Source organism: Pseudomonas extremorientalis, assembly GCF_024584605.1.
GTDB classification, from domain to species: Bacteria; Pseudomonadota; Gammaproteobacteria; order Pseudomonadales; family Pseudomonadaceae; genus Aquipseudomonas; species Aquipseudomonas extremorientalis.
In genome coordinates, this window is sequence record NZ_CP089519.1 from 1 (window position 1) to 15,864 (window position 15,864).

At 59.1% G+C, this 15,864-nt stretch carries 12 protein-coding genes; 7 read left to right on the plus strand and 5 right to left on the minus strand.

Annotated features, from left to right (window positions below):
- Window positions 1–94 precede the first annotated feature (94 nt).
- From dnaA to gyrB, 4 genes are read left to right on the plus strand one after another with little or no spacing between them, the layout of a single operon-like run.
- Window positions 95–1,612: a chromosomal replication initiator protein DnaA gene (gene dnaA, locus LUU92_RS00005; protein WP_222540694.1), complete on the plus strand. Its 1,518-nt coding sequence runs from the start codon at window positions 95–97 to the stop codon at window positions 1,610–1,612.
- 38 nt (window positions 1,613–1,650) lie between these two features.
- The gene (dnaN, locus tag LUU92_RS00010; RefSeq protein WP_058424368.1) at window positions 1,651–2,754 is read left to right on the plus strand and encodes a DNA polymerase III subunit beta; all 1,104 of its coding nucleotides are present in this window, start codon (window positions 1,651–1,653) and stop codon (window positions 2,752–2,754) included.
- A gap of 20 nt (window positions 2,755–2,774) precedes the next feature.
- A complete protein-coding gene (recF, locus tag LUU92_RS00015; protein WP_058424369.1) occupies window positions 2,775–3,878 on the plus strand; it encodes a DNA replication/repair protein RecF in 1,104 nt (367 codons plus the stop codon).
- A gap of 4 nt (window positions 3,879–3,882) precedes the next feature.
- Window positions 3,883–6,300 (plus strand): DNA topoisomerase (ATP-hydrolyzing) subunit B, encoded by a 2,418-nt coding sequence (gyrB, locus tag LUU92_RS00020; RefSeq protein ID WP_025854386.1) that lies wholly within the window; start codon window positions 3,883–3,885, stop codon window positions 6,298–6,300.
- A 105-nt stretch (window positions 6,301–6,405) separates the two neighbouring features.
- On the opposite strand, the gene LUU92_RS00025 is transcribed toward gyrB, so the two are convergent.
- A complete protein-coding gene (locus tag LUU92_RS00025) occupies window positions 6,406–7,131 on the minus strand; it encodes a response regulator transcription factor (protein WP_071490891.1) in 726 nt (241 codons plus the stop codon).
- A 287-nt stretch (window positions 7,132–7,418) separates the two neighbouring features.
- On the opposite strand from LUU92_RS00025, the gene LUU92_RS00030 reads away from it, so the two are divergent.
- Both LUU92_RS00030 and LUU92_RS00035 read left to right on the plus strand, forming a co-directional pair.
- The gene (locus LUU92_RS00030) at window positions 7,419–8,351 is read left to right on the plus strand and encodes a FecR family protein (protein WP_071490892.1); all 933 of its coding nucleotides are present in this window, start codon (window positions 7,419–7,421) and stop codon (window positions 8,349–8,351) included.
- 3 nt (window positions 8,352–8,354) lie between these two features.
- Window positions 8,355–10,634 carry a CHASE2 domain-containing protein gene (locus tag LUU92_RS00035; protein WP_257102977.1) on the plus strand — a complete coding sequence of 760 codons (2,280 nt, stop codon included), beginning with the start codon at window positions 8,355–8,357 and terminating at the stop codon, window positions 10,632–10,634.
- 181 nt (window positions 10,635–10,815) lie between these two features.
- Here LUU92_RS00035 and LUU92_RS00040 read toward each other — a convergent pair whose 3' ends face one another.
- From LUU92_RS00040 to glyQ, 4 genes are all read right to left on the minus strand, one after another.
- A complete protein-coding gene (locus LUU92_RS00040; protein ID WP_071490894.1) occupies window positions 10,816–11,586 on the minus strand; it encodes a lysophospholipid acyltransferase family protein in 771 nt (256 codons plus the stop codon).
- 82 nt (window positions 11,587–11,668) lie between these two features.
- Window positions 11,669–12,205 (minus strand): D-glycero-beta-D-manno-heptose 1,7-bisphosphate 7-phosphatase, encoded by a 537-nt coding sequence (gene gmhB / locus LUU92_RS00045; protein WP_170856039.1) that lies wholly within the window; start codon window positions 12,203–12,205, stop codon window positions 11,669–11,671.
- 2 nt (window positions 12,206–12,207) lie between these two features.
- Window positions 12,208–14,262, minus strand: a complete 2,055-nt coding sequence (gene glyS / locus LUU92_RS00050) for a glycine--tRNA ligase subunit beta (protein ID WP_257102978.1) — start codon at window positions 14,260–14,262, stop codon at window positions 12,208–12,210.
- Window positions 14,259–15,212, minus strand: a complete 954-nt coding sequence (gene glyQ, locus LUU92_RS00055) for a glycine--tRNA ligase subunit alpha (RefSeq protein ID WP_003187265.1) — start codon at window positions 15,210–15,212, stop codon at window positions 14,259–14,261. The genes glyS and glyQ overlap by 4 nt, the downstream gene beginning before the upstream one ends.
- Window positions 15,213–15,293: 81 nt before the next feature.
- On the opposite strand from glyQ, the gene LUU92_RS00060 reads away from it, so the two are divergent.
- Window positions 15,294–15,851, plus strand: coding sequence for a DNA-3-methyladenine glycosylase I (locus tag LUU92_RS00060; RefSeq protein ID WP_071490896.1), 558 nt, complete (start codon window positions 15,294–15,296; stop codon window positions 15,849–15,851).
- Window positions 15,852–15,864 lie beyond the last annotated feature (13 nt).

Consider the following 15,864-nt stretch of genomic DNA (forward strand, 5'->3'; position numbering starts at 1 on the left):
GGCCTGTGATCAAGCTACATGTGGATAAGTGGACGGCTCGCCGCTACAATGGCGGCTGTTTTTGCCTCACCGGCTTTCAACTTAGGGGATATCCGTGTCAGTGGAACTTTGGCAGCAGTGCGTGGAGCTTTTGCGCGATGAGCTGCCTGCCCAGCAATTCAACACCTGGATCCGTCCGCTACAGGTCGAAGCCGAAGGCGACGAGTTGCGTGTCTACGCACCCAATCGTTTTGTTCTCGATTGGGTCAACGAGAAGTACCTGAGCCGCGTTCTGGAATTGCTCGATGAACATGGCAACGGCCTCGCGCCCGTGCTCTCCTTATTAATAGGCAGCAAACGCAGCTCTGCACCTCGCGCTGCGCCGAATGCGCCATTGGCCGCTGCGGCGTCGCAAGCCCAGGCAGCCGCCGCACCGGCCGTCAGTGCGCCTGCTCCTGCACCGGCGTCATCCAAATCGTCTGCGAGGAAAAGCGCGCCAGAAAATGAAGAGCCGTCCCGCGACAGCTTTGACCCGATGGCAGGCGCCGCGTCCCAGCAAGCCCCGGTCCGCGCCGAACAGCGCACCGTCCAGGTCGAAGGCGCGCTCAAGCACACCAGCTACCTGAACCGTACGTTCACCTTCGAGAACTTTGTCGAAGGTAAATCCAACCAGTTGGCTCGCGCAGCCGCCTGGCAGGTCGCCGATAACCCCAAGCATGGTTACAACCCGCTCTTCCTTTATGGTGGCGTTGGCTTGGGTAAGACTCACTTGATGCACGCTGTGGGTAACCACCTATTAAAGAAGAACCCGAATGCCAAGGTCGTGTACCTGCACTCGGAGCGTTTCGTGGCAGACATGGTCAAGGCCTTGCAGCTCAACGCGATCAACGAGTTCAAGCGGTTCTACCGCTCGGTTGATGCGTTGCTGATCGATGACATTCAATTCTTTGCCCGTAAAGAGCGTTCCCAGGAAGAGTTTTTCCACACCTTCAACGCCCTGCTCGAAGGTGGTCAGCAGGTCATCTTGACCAGCGACCGTTATCCGAAGGAAATCGAAGGCCTGGAAGAACGCCTGAAGTCGCGCTTCGGCTGGGGCCTGACTGTTGCGGTAGAGCCGCCGGAGCTTGAAACCCGCGTAGCGATCCTGATGAAAAAGGCCGATCAGGCCAAAGTCGATCTGCCACACGATGCCGCCTTCTTTATCGCCCAACGCATCCGCTCCAACGTGCGTGAGCTCGAAGGTGCACTCAAGCGGGTCATCGCGCACTCACACTTCATGGGCCGCGACATCACCATCGAGCTGATTCGCGAATCCCTCAAAGACTTGTTGGCGCTGCAGGACAAACTGGTGAGTGTGGATAACATCCAGCGCACCGTGGCCGAGTACTACAAGATCAAGATTTCCGACCTGTTGTCCAAGCGCCGTTCGCGCTCGGTTGCACGTCCCCGTCAGGTGGCCATGGCGCTCTCCAAGGAGTTGACCAACCACAGCCTGCCGGAAATCGGTGATGTGTTTGGCGGACGCGACCACACCACGGTCTTGCACGCGTGCCGCAAGATCAACGAACTTAAGGAATCCGACGCGGATATTCGCGAGGACTACAAGAACCTGCTGCGTACACTGACTACTTGATGACACCAGCGCAGCTTATTAAGGCAAGGGACTAGACCATGCATTTCACCATTCAACGCGAAGCCCTGTTGAAACCCCTGCAACTGGTCGCAGGCGTCGTCGAGCGCCGACAGACCTTGCCGGTGCTCTCTAACGTATTGCTGGTCGTCGAAGGCCAGCAATTGTCCCTGACCGGTACCGACCTGGAAGTCGAGCTGGTCGGCCGTGTACAGCTGGAAGAACCCGCCGAGCCTGGCGAGATCACCGTGCCGGCGCGCAAGCTGATGGACATCTGCAAAAGCCTGCCGAACGATGCGTTGATCGACATCAAGGTTGATGAAGCCAAGTTGGTCGTCAAGGCCGGCCGCAGCCGCTTCACCTTGTCCACCTTGCCGGCAAATGATTTCCCGACGGTTGAAGAAGGCCCGGGTTCTCTGACGTGCAGCCTGGATCAGAGCAAGCTGCGTCGCTTGATCGAGCGCACCAGCTTCGCCATGGCTCAGCAGGATGTACGCTACTACCTCAACGGCATGCTGTTGGAAGTGTCGGAAGGTATTATCCGCGCGGTGGCCACCGACGGTCACCGTCTGGCGATGTGTTCGATGCGTGCCGATATCGGCCAACCGGATCGTCACCAGGTGATCGTGCCGCGCAAGGGTATCCTTGAGCTGGCGCGTCTGCTTACAGAACCGGAAGGCAACGTCAGCATCGTGCTGGGGCAGCACCATATCCGCGCGACTACCGGCGAATTCACTTTCACTTCCAAGCTGGTTGACGGCAAGTTCCCGGATTACGAGCGCGTGTTGCCTAAAGGTGGCGACAAGCTGGTGCTGGGCGATCGCCAAGCGCTGCGTGAAGCGTTCAGCCGTACCGCGATCCTGTCCAACGAGAAGTACCGTGGTATCCGTCTGCAACTGGCCAACGGTCAGTTGAAAATCCAGGCGAACAACCCGGAGCAGGAAGAAGCGGAAGAAGAAGTGGGCGTTGACTACAACGGCGGTTCGCTGGAAATCGGCTTCAACGTGAGCTATCTGTTGGACGTACTGGGTGTGATGACCACCGAACAGGTTCGTCTGATTCTGTCGGACTCCAATAGCAGCGCCCTGGTGCAGGAATCCGACAACGATGACTCGGCTTACGTAGTCATGCCGATGCGCCTGTAACCATGCTCAGCAGAAGCTAGATGTCCCTCAGTCGCGTCTCTGTCACCGCGGTGCGCAATCTGCACCCGGTGACCTTCTCCCCCTCTCCCCGCATCAATATCCTCCACGGCGCTAACGGCAGTGGCAAAACCAGCGTGCTGGAAGCCATTCATCTGTTGGGGCTTGCCCGTTCCTTCCGCAGCGCTCGCCTGTTACCCGTCATCCAGTACGAACAATTGGCGTGCACGGTGTTTGGCCAGGTCGAACTGGCGGAAGGTGGGCATAGCAGCCTGGGCATATCCCGAGATCGCGGTGGAGAGTTCCAAATCCGCATTGACGGGCAAAATGCTCGCAGTGCCGCGCAGCTGGCGGAAATTCTGCCGCTGCAATTGATCAACCCCGACAGCTTTCGTTTGTTGGAGGGTGCCCCGAAAATCCGCAGGCAATTCCTCGATTGGGGAGTGTTCCACGTGGAACCACGTTTCATGGCCACGTGGCAGCGCTTGCAGAAGGCCCTGCGGCAGCGGAACTCATGGCTGCGGCATGGTACACTTGACGCCGCTTCGCAAGCGGCCTGGGACCGTGAACTGTGCCTGGCCAGCGACGAAATAGATGAATACCGCCGCGCCTATATCAAAGCCTTGAAACCAGTCTTTGAGCAGACCTTGAGTGAGTTGTTGGACCTCGAAGGGCTGACGCTGAGCTACTACCGTGGTTGGGACAAAGAGCGTGAGCTGAGTGCAGTGCTCGCGACGTCCCTGCAGCGGGATCAGCAAATTGGCCATACCCAGGCCGGACCACAACGGGCTGATTTGCGCCTTAGATTAGGCGCTCACAATGCTGCGGACATTTTGTCCCGTGGCCAGCAGAAGTTGGTGGTGTGCGCACTGCGTATTGCCCAGGGCCACTTAGTGAGCCAAGCCCGGCGCGGTCAGTGTATTTATCTGGTGGACGACTTGCCGTCGGAACTCGACGAGCAGCACCGCCACGCGCTATGCCGCTTGTTGGAAGAATTACGCTGCCAGGTGTTTATCACTTGTGTAGACCACGAATTATTGAGGGAAGGCTGGCAGACGGAAACGCCAGTCGCTTTGTTCCACGTGGAACAAGGCCGTATCACCCAGACCCACGACCATCGGGAGTGAAGGCATGAGCGAAGAAAACACGTACGACTCGACCAGCATTAAAGTGCTGAAAGGTTTGGATGCCGTACGCAAACGTCCCGGTATGTACATTGGCGACACTGATGACGGTAGCGGTCTGCACCACATGGTGTTCGAGGTGGTCGACAACTCCATCGACGAAGCTTTGGCCGGTCACTGCGACGACATCAGCATCATCATCCACCCGGATGAGTCTATTACCGTGCGTGACAACGGTCGCGGTATTCCAGTAGACGTGCACAAAGAAGAAGGCGTCTCGGCGGCGGAGGTCATCATGACCGTGCTCCACGCCGGCGGTAAGTTCGACGACAACTCCTATAAGGTCTCCGGTGGTTTGCACGGTGTTGGCGTTTCGGTAGTGAACGCACTGTCCGAAGAGCTGATCCTGACCGTGCGCCGTAGCGGCAAGATCTGGGAACAGACGTACGTCCACGGTGTTCCACAAGAACCGATGAAAATCGTCGGCGACAGTGAAACCACCGGTACCCAGATCCACTTCAAGCCATCGGCTGAAACCTTCAAGAATATCCACTTCAGCTGGGACATCCTGGCCAAGCGGATTCGTGAACTGTCGTTCCTTAACTCCGGCGTGGGTATCGTCCTCAAGGACGAGCGCAGCGGCAAGGAAGAGCTGTTCAAGTACGAAGGCGGCTTGCGTGCGTTCGTTGAATACCTGAACACCAACAAGACTGCGGTGAACCAGGTGTTCCACTTCAACATCCAGCGTGAAGACGGCATTGGCGTGGAAATCGCCCTTCAGTGGAACGACAGTTTCAACGAGAACCTGTTGTGCTTCACCAACAACATTCCTCAGCGCGACGGCGGTACTCACCTGGTGGGTTTCCGTTCCGCACTGACGCGTAACCTGAATACCTATATCGAGGCCGAAGGCCTGGCCAAGAAGCACAAAGTCGCCACCACCGGTGATGATGCGCGTGAAGGCCTGACCGCGATTATTTCGGTGAAAGTGCCGGATCCCAAGTTCAGCTCCCAGACCAAAGACAAGCTGGTGTCTTCCGAAGTGAAGACTGCCGTTGAACAGGAAATGGGCAAGTATTTCTCCGACTTCCTGCTGGAGAACCCGAACGAAGCCAAGCTGGTCGTTGGCAAGATGATCGACGCTGCACGTGCCCGTGAAGCGGCGCGTAAAGCACGTGAGATGACCCGTCGTAAAGGTGCGCTGGATATCGCTGGCCTGCCGGGCAAACTGGCTGACTGCCAGGAGAAGGACCCTGCCCTCTCCGAACTGTACCTGGTGGAAGGTGACTCTGCTGGCGGTTCCGCCAAGCAGGGTCGTAACCGTCGCACCCAGGCCATCCTGCCGTTGAAGGGTAAGATCCTCAACGTCGAGAAGGCGCGCTTCGACAAGATGATTTCTTCCCAGGAAGTTGGCACCTTGATCACAGCATTGGGCTGCGGTATCGGCCGCGACGAGTACAACATCGACAAGCTGCGCTACCACAACATCATCATCATGACCGATGCTGACGTCGACGGTTCGCACATCCGGACCCTGCTGCTGACCTTCTTCTTCCGTCAGTTGCCGGAGCTGATCGAACGTGGCTACATCTACATCGCCCAGCCGCCGTTGTACAAAGTCAAAAAAGGCAAGCAAGAGCAATACATCAAAGACGACGACGCCATGGAAGAGTACATGACGCAGTCGGCCCTGGAAGATGCCAGCCTGCACTTGAACGATGAGGCTCCGGGTATCTCCGGTGAAGCGTTGGAGCGTCTGGTTAACGACTTCCGCATGGTGATGAAGACCCTCAAGCGTCTGTCGCGCCTGTACCCTCAGGAGTTGACCGAGCACTTCATCTACCTGCCAGCCGTCAGCCTGGAGCAACTGGGCGACCACGCGCACATGCAGGATTGGCTGGCCCAGTACGAAGTGCGTCTGCGCACTGTCGAGAAGTCCGGCCTGGTGTACAAAGCCAGCCTGCGTGAAGACCGTGAACGTAACGTATGGCTGCCAGAGGTCGAACTGATCTCCCACGGCCTGTCGAACTACGTCACCTTCAACCGCGACTTCTTCGGCAGCAATGACTACAAGACCGTAGTAACGCTGGGCGCGCAACTGAGCACCCTGTTGGACGACGGCGCTTATATTCAACGTGGCGAACGCAAGAAGCAGGTCAAGGAATTCAAGGAAGCCCTCGATTGGCTGATGGCCGAAAGCACCAAGCGCCATACCATCCAGCGCTACAAAGGTCTGGGTGAAATGAACCCGGATCAGCTGTGGGAAACCACCATGGACCCTGCTCAGCGTCGCATGCTGCGCGTGACCATCGAGGACGCCATTGGCGCGGACCAGATCTTCAACACCCTGATGGGTGATGCGGTCGAGCCTCGTCGTGACTTCATTGAAAGTAATGCCCTGGCGGTCTCCAACCTGGACTTCTGATTCTGATAGTCTGCTGAACCCAAAAGGCCAACGCTATGCGTTGGCCTTTTTTATTGGGTGAATATCCGCTGTCTGCTGAATGCTCCACGTGGAACATTCTGGTTTTCAGCCCTGTTGCGAGGGCACCGCTACACTTTCCAATCGGTAACCGTACCCATAGATCGTCAACAGCTGCCACCCCCTATCCGCGGTCAGTCCCAACTTATTACGCAGTCGATAGATATGCGTATCGAGCGGCCGCGACGACACCATTTCTTCGTGGGTCCAAAACCGCTCATAGAGATACTCTCGGGAAAGCGGTCGGGCCAGGTTGGCAAACAAGCAACTGGCCAGACGGTACTCGCGTTCGGTGAGGTTGATCGGTTTGCCCGCCCGGGTCACGGTCAACTCCGCATCATCAAAGGTCAGGTCGTTGAAGCTCTGCACTTCATGGTTGGCTGATTTCTGCAGGCCGTGGCGACGTAGAACCGCCGTCACCCTCGCCTTCAGTTCATTGGGACGGAAGGGCTTGCTGACATAATCATCGGCACCACTGTTCAGCGCAGTGACGATATCGCTCTCTGCATCGCGGCTGGTCAGCATGATGACCGCAGGCGGCGACTCCATGTGTTCACGGGTCCAGCGCAACAGAGCAATACCGCTGATATCCGGCAATTGCCAATCGAGTATCAACAGGTCGAAGGTTTCCCGGCGCAATTGGCGTAGCAGGTCTTCACCGCGTTCGAAGCAGTGCAGGGTCCAGGGTTGTTCGGCGGTGCTGGGGATTTGTCGCAGTGTCTGTTCCACCCGTCGCAGTTCCGCGGGTTCGTCATCCAGTATTGCGACACGCATGGGTGGGTCCTTTCTTCTTGAAAAATACGGCAGCCGTCAGCCGGGTTAGTGATGGGCACGTACTGCGCAGATGCCGGTCTCTGAATCTGAAGAATTGTGTTCAGATCCGTCGACCCCTTGGATCTCTCGGTACGCTGGCATCAATGTGCGATTAACCCATTGAAAGTCCTTGATACCGATGTGGGAAAGATACCGGCTCCCGCCCATAAGGAAAAGGATCAGCCGACGCATGCGCTGCCGTACACTCCTGCGTGCTGGTGTCAGATACCTTCTGGAACCCAATCTTGATGAGCACCATGATCCTTTCTTCGAACCGCCTGTGCCGCGCCCTCCCCTCATTGTTGATCATGGCTGTCGGTTCTGCAGGGGCGGTTGGCAAGACGCGCACGCCTTATATCGATGATCACATGCTGTGTCGCCCCCAGCCCCTGCCGGCGGTGGTTCAGCATCTCACCGGGGAAGCCTGGAAAATTGATACCAAGGGCCAGGCGAGCCTTTTGCTGGAAGGCATGACCATTGATGAACAGGAAGGCGTGAAGACCTCGGCGTCGGCGTTTGTCAGCCTGTTGCTCGGTGACGGATCCCGCGTGGTGTTGCCCGCAAGTTCACAGGTTCGATTGCATCTGGAGCGCAAGCTGTCGATTCCCCAGGTTGTACTCGAACAAGGTCAGGCGGAAGCGTATGTGATCAAGCGTACCAGCGACCATGATCGTTTTCAGATCGTGACCCCCGTGGGGGTGTTGGGCGTACGCGGCACGCATTTCCGGGTGCGTAACGACGCAGAGCAATCGCTGCTCGAAGTGTTGGATGGGCAGGTTGCCGTCAGCCGCGAGGCGAAAAACCAGCCGATGGAACAGGAGGTAAAAATCGGTGCCCGGCAAGGTCTGCTGTTCAGGAAGCAGGGAGACCTGAAACCGGTTGAGCTACTTGCTGCACCGAAGCTCGTGGGTCAGGACGGCCAGAAAGGCGATGCGCCGGTCTGGAGCCTGTACCTCCGGCCTTTGCCCGGAGCCCAGCGATACCGGGCACAGGTCGCTACCGACAAAGCCTTCATGGACATCAAGCAGGAAAACTTTTCCAGTGCGCCGAAAATGAGCTTCACTGGGCTCAAAGCCTCGTTCTACCACGTGCGCCTTTCGGCCTACGATGAAAACGGGCTGGAGGGAGAAACCGGGGTCTATGACATCTTTTACTACCCACCCACCACCCAGGCACATTGACCTATGAAGCTCTGGGGCAAGACCGAAAAACGCCAGCCCACCCATGCCCAGCGCCTGTTTCATGGCCTGGTGCGCGAGTGGTTGTGGATCGGGTTGCTGTTGCTGCCTGTTACCGTCTATCTGTCGTTGAGCCCAGGCCTGGCGTTGAATAATCCGCTGTACGACAGCCTTCGGCGCCTTACCCCGCTTCCTGTAGACCCGCGCATCCTGCTGGTGACCATTGATGACGCCAGCCTGAAGAAGCTTGGCCAGTGGCCCTGGCCACGCAGCTTGCACGCCGACCTGATCGACCGCCTCAGCGCCAGTCAACCGGCGGGTATCCTCTTCGATGTGATCTTCAGTGAGCCCGGCGATCCCGCCAATGACATACGCTTGGCCGAAGCGGTATGCAATGCAGGCAACGTCTTGCTGCCTCTGGTACGTGAGGGTACTTCAAGTTATAGCCAGCCCGGTGGTCAGATGCTGGCGTTGCATAAGTGCGCCAAGGGCGTGGGCCACATCAATGTCGAAGCGGACAGCGACGGCGTGGTCCGCAGCCTGTATCTACGTGAAGGCCCTCCCGAGACGACGGCACCGCAACTGGCCTGGCTGGCCTATGAGATGAGCGGCGAGCTATCGGACATGCCGGGCGAGCCGCAGCAGGCGATCGCACAACACTGGCACCGTGAACACGCCATCCGCATCCCGTTTATCGCACCCCATACCCATTTCCCCAGCGTGTCCTACGTCAGCGTATTGCGCGGTGAGGTTCCTCCCGAGCAGCTACGAGGCCGCCTGATCCTGGTGGGTTCAACGGCTTCCGGTATGGGGGATCGGTTCGTCACCCCCCTCTCCTCCACGGTCGGTACAACGGCGGGTGTGGAAATCCAGGCAAATGTGCTCAACGGCTTGCTGCAAGGTCGCAGCATTGTCGACCTGCCGGGCTGGCTCGCGGCGCTGATGGCGACCTCCCTGGTGGCATTGTTGCTGGGCCTGCTGCTCTTTCGCCCGCGCTATGCACTGTGGATGACCCTGGGCTGCATGATCGCTGCGTTGCTCGGCGCCTGGGCCTTGTTGCGCCTGGGCCACTGGTGGTCGCCAGCCGCGTGTCTGATTGGTTTGCTGCTCAGCTACCTGATCTGGAACTGGCGTCGCCTGAGCGTGATCCTCGCCTACTTCGGCTGGGAGTTGGCGCGCCTGGATAACGAACCCAAAGTCCTGCCCGAACGCCGCCGTGCGCCCGCCAGCAAAGGCGACGTGCTGCAAGCGCGTATCTTTGCCCTGGAGCAGGCCGTAAGCCGCACGCGGGATACGCGGCGCTTCATGGCCGATGGCCTGGAGTGCCTGCCGGTAGCGACGCTGATTACCGACCCCATGGGTAACATCCTGCTGGCAAACCGCATTGCCCGCGAGGTGTTCGGCAATGACCTGGTCACCGAAAACCTGCTGGAACAATTGGCCGACCTGGGCTACCCGCCGCTGCACAATGGCGTGCGCCCCGCCCTCTCGGCGCTGGAGCTGGTCGAGTTCCGCGACATCCATCAACGCAGCCTGCGCATGGAATTGGCACCCTTGCTGCCGGCCGAGGGTGATGTTGCACTGGGCTGGCTGTTGAGCCTGACGGATTTGAGCAAGGAGCGTGATGCGCAACAGCACCGCGAAACCATGTTGCGTTTCCTCTCTCATGACTTGCGTGCACCGCACTCGGCGATCCTCGCGCTGCTGGATGTGCATAACGGCGAGTCCCCAGTCTTCGCCCAGATAGAACAACAGGTTCGCCGCGCCCTGGGCCTTACCGAATCTTTCGTGCAACTGGCGAAGGCCGAAGCTGACGGTTACCAGTTCCAGCCGACGCTGTTTGCGATGTTGGTGATGGATGCCTTTGATCAGGTGGCGCTGATCGCCCAGCTCAAGGGGATCCACCTGGTTCATGATCTGGATGAGGCCGACGAGGGCATGGTCTCCGCTGACCAGTCGCTGCTCACTCGTGCGTTGTTCAATGTGCTGGAGAACGCGATCAAATACTCCTCTTCCGGTACCACCGTCAGGTTGCGGCACAGCAGTGCGCAGGGCTGGTTGGAATGCCGTATCAGCGACCAGGGGCCGGGGATTGCGGCAGAGGATTTGCCGGAGCTATTCAGCCAATACCGGCGCTTTGAGTCCGCTCAGGGTAGTGAAGGATTGGGGTTGGGGTTGACCATGGTCAAGGCGGTAATCGAGCGCCACGGTGGACATATCCGTTGCGAAAGCGTGGTAGGCAAAGGCACCACGTTCAGCCTGCAACTACCCCTGCTGGAAGACTGAAAAAACGTACTTTTCTGCTGTGCATAAAAAACCGGTCGCAAGGACCGGTTTTTTTATGCGGAAAAACTTATGCACCTTTTCCGAGATTTTATGAGCTTGGGAAATATGCAATAAAATCAGGCTGTTATGATTAAAAAAGCGCAATTCGCCAACAAACCGTACACAGGTTATCCACAGATGCTCAGATCACCGGCGTGTCGACCACAACAGGCTCTGGCGGCAGCGAACCCATTGCCCGTTGCTGCGCTTCATTCCACGCCTGAGCGCGGTCATTCAGCGCTGCAATGGCACGTGGGCCTTCACCTTCTGCGTACATCGGTTCGCCAATCACCACGGTGATGATGCCTTCGCGCTTGGCCCATCCGGTCTTTGGCCAGAACTTGCCGGCGTTATGGGCAATCGGCAGCACGGGCAAGTTTGCGTTGACTGCCAAAGCCGTACCCCCGCGTGAGAACTTGCCTACGGTGCCGTAGGGCACGCGAGTCCCTTCCGGGAAGATCAGTACCCACACGTTATCCTTGAGCAGTTCATCGCCCTTCTTGGCCACGTGCTTGAGCGCTGCCTTGGGGTTGTCGCGGTCGATGGCGATCGGACGCAACATGGCCATGGCCCAGCCGAAGAACGGCACATACAGCAACTCACGCTTGAGCACCTGGCTCAACGGCGAGAAGTACGCCGAGAGAAAGAACGTCTCCCAAGTGCTCTGGTGGTTCGACAGAATCACGCACGGCTGGTCCGGGACATTTTCCGCGCCCCTGATCTCGAAGCGGATGTTCAGGAACACCTTGGTCAGCCACAGCGCGCAGCGGCACCAGTAAACGTTGATGAAGCGATAGCGCGCCTTGAACGGCAAGAAGGGCGCAATAAAAAAGCTCAGGGTGCACCAGAGAAACGAACTGGTGCCCAACAGCAGGTAAAAGAAAAAGGTTCTGATGGCCTGCAAAATCGACATGGCGGCATTTACCGTTGCGGGACAACGCCCGCCTGTTAAAAGCGCACTCCCGAACAGTCCTTGGTCAGGAAGTCGAGGGCGGCTAGTTGTTGATAAGTTCTGCGGCAACGGCCGCCAGATCGTCAAAAATCAAGGTGCCTACCGGCAGGTTTTTCGCCTGGGTCTTTTCGCCTTTCCCGGTCTTGACCAAAACTGGCTGAGAGTCGACGGCTTTGGCCGCCTCCAGGTCACCGAGGCTGTCCCCGACGAACCATAGCCCAGCCAAGGGCACCTTGTAATGTTCTGCAATGGTTTTCAACATGCCAGGCTTGGGTTTGCGGCAATCGCAGCCCTCATCCGGCCCGTGGGGGCAGTACACCACCAGCCCCACCTCACCGCCCTGCTCGGCCACCAGTGCACGCAGGCGTGCGTGCATGGCGTCCAGGGTGGCGATGTCGTAGTACCCGCGAGCAATTCCGGACTGGTTGGTGGCGATCGCCACCGTCCAGCCGGCTTTGCTCAACTGCGCGATGGCCTCGATGGAGCCGGGCAGTGGAATCCATTCCGCCACCGACTTGATGTAAGCGTCGGAGTCGTAGTTGATCACCCCGTCCCGATCGAGAATCAGCAGTTTCAACATGGTCAGCTCAGCGTCGAAATGTCAGCGATGTTGACGAACAAGCCACGCAGGCGCGCCAGCATGGCGTAGCGGTTTTTCCGCACGCCGGCATCGTCGGCATTGATCATCACCGCTTCGAAGAACGCATCCACCGGCTCACGCAAGGTGGCCAGGCGCGCCAATGCTTCGGCGTAGTTGCGCTCAGCGATCAGCGGCTTCACCGCGTTTTCCGCCTTGGCGATGGCCGAGTTCAGCGAGAACTCCTTGGCATCGGCAAACAGGCCAGGGTCGACGTCAGCGTTGCCCAGGCCTTCGGCCTTGCTCAGCAGGTTCGACACACGCTTGTTCACGGCGGCCAGGGCGTCGGCTTCCGGCAGTTTGCGGAACGCCTGCACGGCTTGTACGCGCTGGTCGAAGTCCAGCGCCGAACCTGGCTGCAGGGCACGTACCGACAGGTACACCGACACGTCCACGCCTTCGTCTTCGTACCGCGCACGCAGGCGGTCGAACACAAACTCCAGCACTTGCTCGGCCAGGCCGGCCTGCTTGACCTTGGCACCGAACTGGCCGACCGCGAACACCACGGCCTGGGTCAGGTCGAGGTCCAGCTTTTTGTCGATCAGGATACGCAGCACGCCCAGGGCCGCACGGCGCAGGGCATACGGGTCTTTGCTGCCGGTTGGCAACATGCCGATACCGAAGATACCCACCAGGGTGTCCAGCTTGTCGGCGATGGCCACGGCTGCACCGGTCAGGGTGCTTGGCAATTCAGCGCCGGCACCGCGCGGCATGTACTGCTCGTTCAGGGCCAGTGCCACATCGTCCGGCTCGCCGTCGTTGAGGGCGTAGTAGTAACCGGCTACGCCTTGCATCTCCGGGAACTCGCCGACCATCTCGGTGGCCAGGTCGCACTTGGACAGCAGGCCAGCGCGGGCAGCCCAGGCGGAGTCACCACCAATGCGCGGCGCAATGTAGGCGGCCAGCTTGGAAACCCGCACAGCTTTGTCGTAGACGCTGCCGAGTTTTTCCTGGAATACCACGTTCTGCAGGCGCAGGTTGAAGTCTTCCAGCTTCTGTTTCTTGTCTTGCTTGAAGAAGAACTCGGCGTCGGTCAGGCGCGGGCGCACGACTTTCTCGTTACCGGCGATGATCTGCTGCGGGTCCTTGCTCTCGATGTTGGCCACGGTGATAAAGCGCGGCAGCAATTTACCGTCCACGTCCAGCAGGCAGAAGTACTTCTGGTTGTCCTGCATGGTGGTGATCAGGGCTTCCTGCGGCACGTCGAGGAAACGCTCCTCGAACGAGCACACCAGCGGCACCGGCCATTCAACCAGCGCGGTCACTTCGTCGAGCAGGCTTGGCGGCACGATGGCGGTGCCCTCCTGCAGGCGGGCCAGTTCTTCGGTGCGCTTGCTGATCAGCTCGCGACGCTCGTTGGCATCAGCCAGCACATAGGCAGCGCGCAGGTCATTGAGGTAGTTGGCCGGCGAAGTGATACGTACCGCTTGCGGATGATGGAAGCGGTGGCCACGGGAGTCACGGCCGGCCTTCTGGGCGAGGATGGTGCAGTCGATGACCTGGTCACCGAGCAGCATCACCAGCCATTGGGTTGGGCGTACGAACTCTTCCTTGCGTGCACCCCAGCGCATACGCTTGGGGATCGGCAGGTCGTTCAACGAATCTTCGACGATGGTTGGCAGCAGGCTGGCGGTCGGCTTGCCCGTGATGACCTGGCTGAACCGCAGTTTCGGGCCGCTCTGGTCGATCTCACTCAGTTCCACGCCACACTTCTTGGCGAAACCCAGGGCAGCCTGGGTCGGGTTGCCTTCGGCGTCGAAAGCGGCCTGGCGCGGTGGGCCGTCGAGGTTGATGCTGCGGTCCGGCTGCTGGGTTTCCAGTGCGGTCAGCAACACGGCCAGGCGGCGCGGCGCGGCGTAGACTTTTTTCGCGGCGAACTTCAGGCCGGCGGTTTGCAGGCCCTTTTCGATACCGGCCAGGAACGCATCGGCCAGAGTGTTCAGTGCCTTGGGTGGCAGCTCTTCGGTGCCCAGTTCAACCAGGAAATCTTGAGCACTCATTGTGCAGCCTCCAGCTTAGCCAACACTTCATCACGCAGGTCCGGGGTGGCCATCGGGAAGCCCAGCTTGGCGCGAGCCAGCAGGTAGGCTTGGGCGACGGAACGCGCCAGGGTGCGTACACGCAGGATGTATTGCTGGCGCGCGGTTACCGAGATGGCACGGCGCGCGTCCAGCAGGTTGAAGGTATGGGAGGCCTTCAACACCATTTCATAGCTTGGCAACGGCAGCGGCTGGTCGAGCTCGATCAGGCGCTTGGCTTCGCTTTCGTAGAAATCGAACAGTTCGAACAGCTTGTCGACGTTGGCGTGTTCGAAGTTGTAGGTGGACTGCTCCACTTCGTTCTGGTGGAACACGTCGCCGTAGGTGACCTTGCCGAACGGGCCGTCAGCCCACACCAGGTCGTAGACCGAGTCCACGCCCTGCAGGTACATGGCCAGGCGCTCGAGACCGTAGGTGATCTCGCCGGTCACCGGGTAGCACTCGATACCACCGGCCTGCTGGAAGTAAGTGAACTGCGTCACTTCCATGCCGTTGAGCCAGACTTCCCAGCCCAGGCCCCAGGCGCCCAGGGTCGGCGATTCCCAGTTGTCTTCGACGAAACGGATGTCGTGGACCAATGGGTCCAGGCCCACATGCTTGAGCGAGCCCAGGTAGAGTTCCTGGAAGTTGTCCGGGTTCGGCTTCAATACCACCTGGAACTGGTAGTAGTGCTGCAGACGGTTCGGGTTTTCGCCGTAGCGGCCGTCAGTCGGGCGACGACTGGGCTGCACATAAGCGGCGTTCCAGGTTTCCGGGCCGATGGCACGCAGGAATGTAGCGGTGTGGAAAGTGCCGGCGCCTACTTCCATATCGTAGGGCTGAAGTACCACACAACCTTGCTCGGCCCAGTATTGCTGGAGGGCGAGGATCAAGTCTTGGAAGGTACGCACGGCTGGCGTAGGCTGGCTCACGAAATTCACCTGTTACTTGGGCTGCGATTTAAAGAGCGGGAGTATACCCGATTCGGCCCCGCCACCACTCCCTGGAGCCTTATGCCACGCTGCTTTTGGTGTTCTGAAGATCCGCTGTACATGGCTTATCACGATCAGGAGTGGGGAACGCCGCTGCGCGATGCGCAGGGTTTGTTCGAGTTGCTTTTGCTCGAAGGGTTCCAGGCGGGCCTGTCCTGGATCACCGTTTTACGCAAACGCGAGCATTATCGGAAGGTCTTGTTCGGGTTTGATGCGCAGCGGTTGGCCCAACTGAGCGACGCCGAGATAGACGCGCTGATGCTCGATCCGGGCATCGTGCGCAACCGCCTGAAGCTCAACGCCACTCGGCGCAACGCCGCTGCCTGGCTGGCGCTGGAGGACCCGGTGGGTTTGCTCTGGTCCTTCGTCGGCGGCAAACCCAAGGTCAATCACTTCAAGGACCGCAGCGAAGTCCCGGCGATCACGCCCGAAGCCGAAGCCATGAGCAAGGCCCTGAAAAAAGCCGGTTTCACCTTCGTCGGGCCGACCATTTGCTACGCCTTCATGCAGGCCTCGGGCATGGTCATGGACCACACTCAGGACTGCGACCGTTACGCGGACTTGGCCAACGCCGGTTAGAATGCGCGCTTTG